Source organism: Streptococcus sp. HMSC068F04, assembly GCF_001837455.1.
Taxonomy (GTDB): domain Bacteria; phylum Bacillota; class Bacilli; order Lactobacillales; family Streptococcaceae; genus Streptococcus; species Streptococcus salivarius_D.
The window spans coordinates 1-2041 of sequence record NZ_KV832504.1 but is presented as its reverse complement, the minus strand read 5'-3'; the positions used below and the strand labels follow the sequence as shown (position 1 = coordinate 2041).

Genomic DNA, 2041 nt, shown 5'->3' with positions numbered 1-2041 from the left:
CGTCACCCACTACAGTTGACAAAGAGCCTATTTTTTCAAGTTGTAGAATGATTTTAAACCACGGTATTCTGCAACTTCACCAAGTTGGTCTTCGATACGAAGCAATTGGTTGTATTTAGCGATACGGTCAGTACGTGACAATGAACCTGTCTTGATTTGACCAGCGTTAGTTGCAACTGCGATATCAGCGATTGTTGAATCTTCAGTTTCACCTGAACGGTGTGATACTACTGCTGTGTATCCAGCTTCTTTCGCCATTTCGATAGCGTCGAAAGTTTCAGTCAAAGTACCGATTTGGTTAACTTTGATAAGGATTGAGTTAGCAGCGTGTTCTGCAATACCTTTTTCAAGGTAAGCTGTGTTAGTTACGAAGAAGTCGTCACCAACCAATTGAACTTTACCACCAAGACGTTCAGTAAGAGCTTTCCAACCGTCCCAGTCGTTTTCGTCCATACCATCTTCGATAGTGATGATTGGGTATTTGTTAACCAATTCTTCAAGGTAGTCGATTTGTTCTGCAGCAGTACGAACAGCAGCGCCTTCACCTTCAAATTTAGTGTAGTCGTAAACTTTACGTTCTGCATCGTAGAATTCAGATGATGCACAGTCAAATCCGATAAATACGTCTTTACCTGGTACATATCCAGCAGCTTCGATAGCTTTGATGATAGTTTCAACACCATCTTCAGTTCCGTCGAAACGAGGTGCGAAACCACCTTCGTCACCTACGGCTGTTTCAAGTCCACGTTCTTTAAGGATTTTCTTAAGTGCGTGGAAGATTTCAGCACCCCAACGAAGAGCTTCTTTGAATGTTGGTGCACCAGCAGGTACGATCATGAATTCTTGGAAAGCGATTGGAGCGTCTGAGTGAGAACCACCGTTGATGATGTTCATCATTGGAGTTGGAAGAACTTTAGTGTTGAATCCGCCAAGGTAGCTGTAAAGTGGAACTTCAAGGTAGTCAGCAGCTGCGCGTGCTACAGCGATAGACACACCAAGAATAGCGTTGGCACCAAGTTTACCTTTGTTTGGAGTACCGTCAAGAGCGATCATTGCGCGGTCAATACCTTGTTGATCACGTACGTCGAATCCGATGATGTGTTCAGCAATAACGTTGTTTACGTTATCAACTGCTTTTTGAGTACCAAGACCACCGTAACGAGCTTTGTCACCATCACGAAGTTCTACTGCTTCGTGTTCACCAGTTGAAGCTCCTGAAGGAACCATACCGCGACCGAATGCACCAGATTCAGTGTAAACTTCTACTTCAAGTGTTGGGTTACCGCGTGAGTCAAGGACTTCGCGTGCGTAAACATCAGTAATAATTGACATTACAATACTCTCCTTATGAGTTAAAATTTTTTACACCTATATATTACCATAATATCAAGGCTTAAGCAAATTAAAACCAGAATTTTCTAGCGATTTTCTATTTTTTAATATTTTCAATTGTTTTTGAAAATCTCAGAAAACGACCCGAATGAAAAGGAATTCAAAATATTGTATAATACAAGTAGAAAACTTACAGGAGATTCCTATGACTTCACTTGAAAACAAAGTACTCCAATGCGCTAGTGGCGAAAAACGCCTTAATCCCGATGAACTTCGTCAGTATTTTGGAACCTATGCGGAACGTGTAGTCCTAGCTGTTCTATTGGAAAATGCTGAAAAGAAAACTGTAATTGACCATTTTCCGAAGATTTTAAAAGACTTGCAAGCCGTTTACCCGAATCTTAGTCTCAAGCTATCGCCAAAATTAGCTGACCAGATACAATTTACCTATATCAAAACTGCTCAAGCACTCAACATTTCAGCAACTATCGTGGATGAGGCCAAGGCCCATTCACCATACGGTCTTATTGCACATAGTAATCAAGCAGAGAACCTTGATAAAGTGTTATTTTCAGAGCTCTATCCTGATATCCTTGCTCCTAAAGGAACTGAACCCGTCACTGAAAAAAAGGGATTTTTTGCTAAACTATTTGGAAAATAAAAGCTGACGCAAGGTCAGCTCAGATTGAAGACAAAGTCCTCAGAAGTT

Annotated in this window: 2 protein-coding genes; one reads left to right on the top strand and one right to left on the bottom strand. The window is 41.1% G+C overall.

Annotation, left to right across the window (positions count from 1 at the left end):
• Positions 1-27: 27 nt before the first annotated feature.
• The gene (gene eno / locus HMPREF2571_RS06550; RefSeq protein ID WP_002886048.1) at positions 28-1332 is read right to left on the bottom strand and encodes a surface-displayed alpha-enolase; all 1305 of its coding nucleotides are present in this window, start codon (positions 1330-1332) and stop codon (positions 28-30) included.
• A gap of 205 nt (positions 1333-1537) precedes the next feature.
• On the opposite strand from eno, the gene HMPREF2571_RS06545 reads away from it, so the two are divergent.
• Positions 1538-1993, top strand: coding sequence for a YueI family protein (locus HMPREF2571_RS06545; protein WP_013990898.1), 456 nt, complete (start codon positions 1538-1540; stop codon positions 1991-1993).
• The last annotated feature ends 48 nt before the right edge of the window (positions 1994-2041 follow it).

Bases quoted from the DNA above. Each gene is read 5' to 3' on its own strand.
- HMPREF2571_RS06545 (WP_013990898.1), top strand. From the start codon at position 1,538: ATGACTTCACTTGAAAACAAAGTACTCCAATGCGCTAGTGGCGAAAAA.
- eno (WP_002886048.1), bottom strand. From the start codon at position 1,332: ATGTCAATTATTACTGATGTTTACGCACGCGAAGTCCTTGACTCACGC.